Here is a 5,546-nt window from a genome sequence, read left to right on the forward strand (position 1 = left end):
CTCCCCCGGGCACCCCGCCCACCACGGCAGTTCACAGAGGAGACCGCCATGACCGACCCGATGCCGCCCGACCAGCCCGCCGAGCACTCCACCGCTCCGATTCAACTCATGCCGCCGGCGGAGGCCGCGAACCTGGCTGACGCGGCCGAGCCTGACAGAGTCGATCACCGGCCCGCCCCTGCCCTGAACGGTCGCACCATCTTGCTGATCGCGGCCGGCGCTCTGGTGGCGCTGATGGTCGCCGGCACTGGCCTCTTCCTGGCCCTCTCCGAGAAGAATCCAGTCCCATCACCCCTCGTCGAGAAGAAGTCACCGTTCGTACTGGCCAAGGAGAAGTGCGGCAGCACCATCGGCAGCGACGTCGAGCTGGGCGACGAGGGAAGAACCCTGACCCTGCACGGAGACGGCGAGGAGAGCAGCGGGCTCAGCTTCGACAAGCTGGAGTGCTACTGGTCGGAACTGAAGATGCCCGACTCGGTCAAGGAGGAACTCCTGGCCACCCGCGCTCTCGACGGCCGGCAGAGCGGCGACTGGGACGGCGTCCACGCGTCCTGGAGCTACCACCCGGACAACGGTCTGCAGATGGTCTTCACCCTCTCCGACTGATCTGACCCGGTCCCATCCCTGCGGCGCGCGGCCGGCTGGCGGTTGATTCGTTCACGACATCAGCTCCACAGCGCGCCAGCGGCAATTCCGTCCTCAGCCACCGCCCACCGGGCGGGCCGACGAGCCGTCGGCCCGCGGACACCACGCGCCTGGAGGCGACGATGACTCTCCCCCGTCCCAACTCGGTACGCACAGTCTGGGCCGGTCCCGGTCTGTGCCCACGCCGGCCGGCCGGACTCTTGCTGGCCGCGACGCTGGCGACCGTCGGCCTGGCCGGCTGCGGAGGCGACAACAGGACCACCGCCAGCCTCCCTACCGCATCGGCCAGCCCTTCGGCCTCGGCGAGCGCATCCCCGACCCCGACGCCGAGCCCGACGCCGCCCGCCGACCGGGACGGCGACGGCATCCCCGACAGCAGCGACACCTACCCAGACGACCCGAAGAACGTCCCGCAGCAGGAGCCGTTTGTCCTCACCTGCTACCTCACCGAAGCCTTCAGCGAGAGTTCGCCGTTCACCATCCTCACCGGCAAGGACGGCCGGCCGGACTTCACCGAGGTGTGGGCCGCAAAGGCGGTCTCCTGCGAAGTGGGTCAGGAGATCCAGCCGGTCAGCCCGGTCGAGAAGGCGGCCTACAAGACCTCGAAGTACGACGACGGCAACATCTCCGTCCTGTACGAGATGTGCGGAGAGGTCGATGCCGACGACCCGCGTGCCGAGGCGGGGTTCGCCGCGAGCAGCGAGCAGATTCCCGAGATCAACGCGGCGCTGACCCTCTGCCCCACCCACCCGTACGCGAAGAAGTGGCGGCAGGCCGTCCAGCGTGGCCAGGTCGACGCGGACCTGGAGGCCCAGGGGCGGCTGTTCGACTCCGGCACCTACCGGGTCGGCAAAGACATCAAGCCCGGCACCTACGTCACCCACGACGTCGATGGCTGCTACTGGGAGCGCCAGAACAGCTCCGGAGACATCATCGACAACTACTTCACCAACGGCGCCCGCCGCGTGCAGGTCACCATCCGCTCCTCCGACTACGCCTTCCACTCGGAGAACTGCGGCGAGTGGCGCCCCGCTCGCTGACGCCGTTTGCCCGACCATCCCTTTTGCCGACAACAAGACGTCAGGAGGCGTCGTGCGTCCCGATGAGTTCCTCCGCGCCCTGGACCTGCTCCCCGCTTCCCTGCACGACCGCGCCCTCGCCCTGCGCGCCTACGTCAAGCCCCGGCGCTGCGAGACCTGCCAGGCCGTCGCCGATGCGGTCCGGGTGGCGCTGACCGCCGTCCACTACGACGAGCTCGGCTCGGCGGCGCAGCTGCTCGACACCGCCGAGCAGCTCGCCACCCGGCACCACCACGCCTGCCGGCCGGAGCACCAGCCGGGCCGCGGCCAGGTCCGCCGCTGGGCGGAGACGTCCGCGCCGCTGATCGCCGCGACCGACGCCAGCTGGAAGGGGCGCGCCGGCGGCATCGGGTACGTCGCCAGCGACGGCCGCTACGGCCTGCGCAGCCGTCGCCCAGGCCGCGTCGACCCGACCGGTTTCTCCCGGGTGCTGGTCAGCGAGCTGCGGGCGGTCGAGTTCCTGTTCACCGCGTACGACACCCCGCCGGTCGGCATGACGGTGCTGGTGGACAGCCTTCCGGCGCTGGGCTACCTGCACCGCTGGCAGGGCGGCGAGACCGGGGCGATGCCCGCCGGCTATGACCTGCGGCCCCGTCACGCGGGCATGAAGCCCACCCTGGTCCGGCTCGCCGAGCTCGTCGCCAGACGCCCGGATCTGACGTTCACGCACGTCAAGGCGCACGCCCACCATGCCCTGAACGAGGCGGCCGACAGTCTGGCGCACATGGCGCGCCGCCGGGTCGAGGAGCCGTTCGACGTACGCGCCCGGGCGCACGACCTGGTCGAGGCGTTCCTGCGCGACTGGCATGTTGCGCTGCCGGTCTGACCGCCGATCCATAGATAAGTGCAACTTCACCGCGTCGCCGCGCCACCACCGCCAGCGAACCGGCACGAGCCCGAGCCGCCGGCACCGCCCGCCCTCCCCAGACCCGCATCAGCACCCATCGGAGGTCGCCTGATGAACCGCACCGAACCCCTGGTCGAGCTGATCTTCGACCGGCTCGCCGCCGACCACGTACCCGATGACACCGCCGACGTGGTCCTCGCCGCGCTCAGCGGCGAGGCCGACCTGGACGCCGCGCTCGCCGGCGAGCCGACCGCGTTGGAGCCGCAGCGTCCGGCGGCGGACCAGCCGCAGGAGCGGATCTGGCTCTCGTCGGTCACCGTCGCCGGCTTCCGCGGCGTCGGCCCGGAGCGCACCCTCGCCGTCGAACCCGGCCCGGGGCTGACCGTGGTGGTCGGCCGCAACGGCTCCGGCAAGTCCAGCTTCGCCGAGGCGGTGGAGCTGACCCTGACCGGAGACAGCGCCCGCTGGGCCGACCGCAACAGCGTCTGGCGTGCCGGGTGGCGCAACCTGCACGCCGGCGAACCGTGTCGGATCGCCGTCGAGCTGCGGGTCGACGGGGTCGCCACGCCGACCCGGGTGGTCCGCTCCTGGCCGGTCGGGGCAGAGCTGGGCGAGGCCGAGGTGACCGTGACCAGCGCTCGCGGTACCCACAAGGACCTCGCCGAGCTGGGGCTGGCCCGGCCGCTGGAGCTGTACCGGCCGTTCCTCACCGCCGCCGAGCTGGGCCGGCTCACCGCCGGCACGCAGAGCCAGCTCTTCGACGCGATCTCCGCGATCCTGGGCCTGGAGGCAATCACCGACGCCGACCGCCGGCTGATGGCCGCCACGCGGCCCATCGACGCCGCGATCAAGGACGTACGCGGACAGCGCGCCGCCCTCGCCACCACCCTGGCCGAGGTGCCCGACGACCGGGCGCGCCGGGCGGCGGCGCTGCTCGCCGCGAGCCGCCCCGACCTGGCGGTGCTGACCGCGATCCTCGACGAGCCCGAGGAGCCGACCGCGGACGAGGCCGTGCTGCTCTGCCGGCGGCTCGTCGGGATGCAGCTGCCCGACGCCGACGAGGTGGCCCGGCTCGCCGGGCAGCTGCGCGAGGCCACCGCCGAGGCGCGCCGACACGACGGCGGGCGGTCGCGGGCGTCGCTGCGCAGCGCCGAGCTGCTCCGACTCGCCATCGAGCACCACGACGACCGAGGTGGTGGGCCGTGCCCGGTCTGCGCGACGGGCAGCCTCGACGGCGACTGGCGGACCAGCGCGGCCGCGTCCTTGGCGGAACTGCGCGACCGTACGCTCGCGGCCCAGGCCAGCGCCGCGCGACTGACCGCGCTGCTACAGCGGGCGCACTACCTGATCGACGACCTGGACGTGCCCGACGACGGCGCCGCGGGGGTGCCGGTCGACGGGCTGCAGGCGGCTGCGGCGGCGCTGCGGCTGGCGCCGGGTGGACCGGAGGAGCTGGCCGACCATCTGACCGCGCGGTACCCGGCAGTGCTCGCGGCGGCGCAGGCCGCGCAGGCGTACGCGAAGGGTCTGCTCCGCCAGCGCGACACCGGCTGGCAGGCGGCGGCCGGCGACCTGCGGACCTGGCTCGCGGCAGCCGGAAAGTTGCCGGAGCGGGAGCGGACCCTCACCCGATTGAACGCCGCCCGGAACTGGTTGAAGGCCACGGCGACCGAGCTGCGCAACCAGCGGGCCGCGCCGTTCGCCGCGCACTCGCAGCGGATCTGGGCGAAGCTGCGCCAGGAGAGCAACGTCGAGCTCGGGGCGATGACCCTGGAGGGGGCGAACACGCGGCGGCGGGTGGTCTTCCCGGTCAGCGTCGACGGCACCGACAACGGCACAGCGCTGGGCGTGATGAGCCAGGGCGAGATGCAGGCGCTCGGGCTGGCAACGTTCCTGCCGCGCGGCTGCGCGCCGGAGAGCCCGTTCCGGTTCATCGTGGTCGACGACCCGGTGCAGAGCATGGACCCGTCGAAGGTCGACGGGCTGGCGCGGGTCTTCGCCGAGCTGGCCGAGCAGCGGCAGGTGGTGGTCTTCACCCACGACACCCGGCTGCCCGAGGCGGTGGAGCGGCTGAACCTGGGCCAGGCCCGGATCGTCGAGGTGAGCCGCGCCGAGCGGTCGGTGGTGACGCTGCGGCCGGGCTCCGACCCGGTGACCCGCTACATGGACGACGCGTACGCGCTGGCGCGCAACGAGGAGATCGCCGCCGAGGCGCGCGGTCCGGTGGTCGCGGAGCTGTGCCGCTCGGCGATCGAGGCGGCCTGCCACCGGATCGTCTGGCGGCAGCGGGTGGCCCGGGGGGTGCCGCACGACCAGATCGAGGCGGCCATCGTGGCCGCGTCCCGGCGGCTGACCACCACCGTCGCGTTGGCGCTCTTCGACGACGCCGAGCGGGGCGGTGACGTGCTCGGGTATCTGAGTCGCCGGCACGGGCCGCGGACGGTGGGCGCGTACCAGGCGTGCAAGGAGGGCGTGCACGGGGCGTACCTGGCGGACCTCCCCGGCCTGGTCGCGGACGCCCGCCACCTCGCGGCGGTCCTGTCGTGACCGCTCCTGGAGGTGCCGGGGCGGCCGCGCCGACCCCGCGGCGCTGCCTGGCGGCGGCCGACCAGCTGCTGCGCGGCGCCGGCGCCCTCGGCGCGACCGCGGTGACCGGCGGCTGGTGGCCGCGGGCGTGCGCCTGCCTGATCCGGCTCGCGCTCGAAGGCGGCATCGACGCCTACTGGCGGCAGGTCAAGCCGCCGGTCGCCTCGTGCCGGCAGGGCCGGGCCAAGCAGCTGATGCTGCGCGGCCGGCTCGGGCCCGGCATCGGCGTCGCCCGCCGCGTCGCGTTCACGTGGGCGACCCTGTCGACCGCCGCCCACCACCACTGCTACGAACTGGCGCCGACGGCCGCCGAGCTGCGTCGCCTGCACACCGAGGTGAGCGTCCTGCTCACCCAACTCGACCGAAGAACGGACCCCGAACGATGACGT

General features: G+C 73.3%; 5 protein-coding genes. All 5 read left to right on the forward strand.

All coding sequences use genetic code 11. The features are described from left to right. The first annotated feature begins 48 nt into the window (after positions 1–48). The 5 genes from DKT69_RS34110 to DKT69_RS34130 all read left to right on the forward strand — a co-directional run bounded on the left by DKT69_RS34110 (position 49) and on the right by DKT69_RS34130 (position 5,543). Positions 49–606, forward strand: coding sequence for a hypothetical protein (locus tag DKT69_RS34110; protein WP_109805519.1), 558 nt, complete (start codon positions 49–51; stop codon positions 604–606). A 161-nt stretch (positions 607–767) separates the two neighbouring features. Continuing rightward, positions 768–1,685, forward strand: coding sequence for an Rv1352/Rv1906c domain-containing protein (locus tag DKT69_RS34115; RefSeq protein WP_146231282.1), 918 nt, complete (start codon positions 768–770; stop codon positions 1,683–1,685). Positions 1,686–1,737: 52 nt separating this feature from the next. Further along, positions 1,738–2,550 (forward strand): hypothetical protein, encoded by an 813-nt coding sequence (locus tag DKT69_RS34120; RefSeq protein WP_109805521.1) that lies wholly within the window; start codon positions 1,738–1,740, stop codon positions 2,548–2,550. A gap of 132 nt (positions 2,551–2,682) precedes the next feature. Then, positions 2,683–5,118: an AAA family ATPase gene (locus DKT69_RS34125; protein WP_109805522.1), complete on the forward strand. Its 2,436-nt coding sequence runs from the start codon at positions 2,683–2,685 to the stop codon at positions 5,116–5,118. Further along, the gene (locus DKT69_RS34130) at positions 5,115–5,543 is read left to right on the forward strand and encodes a hypothetical protein (protein ID WP_109805523.1); all 429 of its coding nucleotides are present in this window, start codon (positions 5,115–5,117) and stop codon (positions 5,541–5,543) included. Before DKT69_RS34125 ends, DKT69_RS34130 begins: the two co-directional genes overlap by 4 nt. Positions 5,544–5,546 lie beyond the last annotated feature (3 nt).

It is taken from the genome of Micromonospora sicca (assembly GCF_003172935.1).
Lineage (GTDB): Bacteria > Actinomycetota > Actinomycetes > Mycobacteriales > Micromonosporaceae > Micromonospora > Micromonospora sicca.

Coding starts and splice junctions, on each gene's coding strand:
- DKT69_RS34115 (WP_146231282.1), top strand. CDS start 768: ATGACTCTCCCCCGTCCCAACTCGGTACGCACAGTCTGGGCCGGTCCC.
- DKT69_RS34110 (WP_109805519.1), top strand. CDS start 49: ATGACCGACCCGATGCCGCCCGACCAGCCCGCCGAGCACTCCACCGCT.
- DKT69_RS34125 (WP_109805522.1), top strand. CDS start 2,683: ATGAACCGCACCGAACCCCTGGTCGAGCTGATCTTCGACCGGCTCGCC.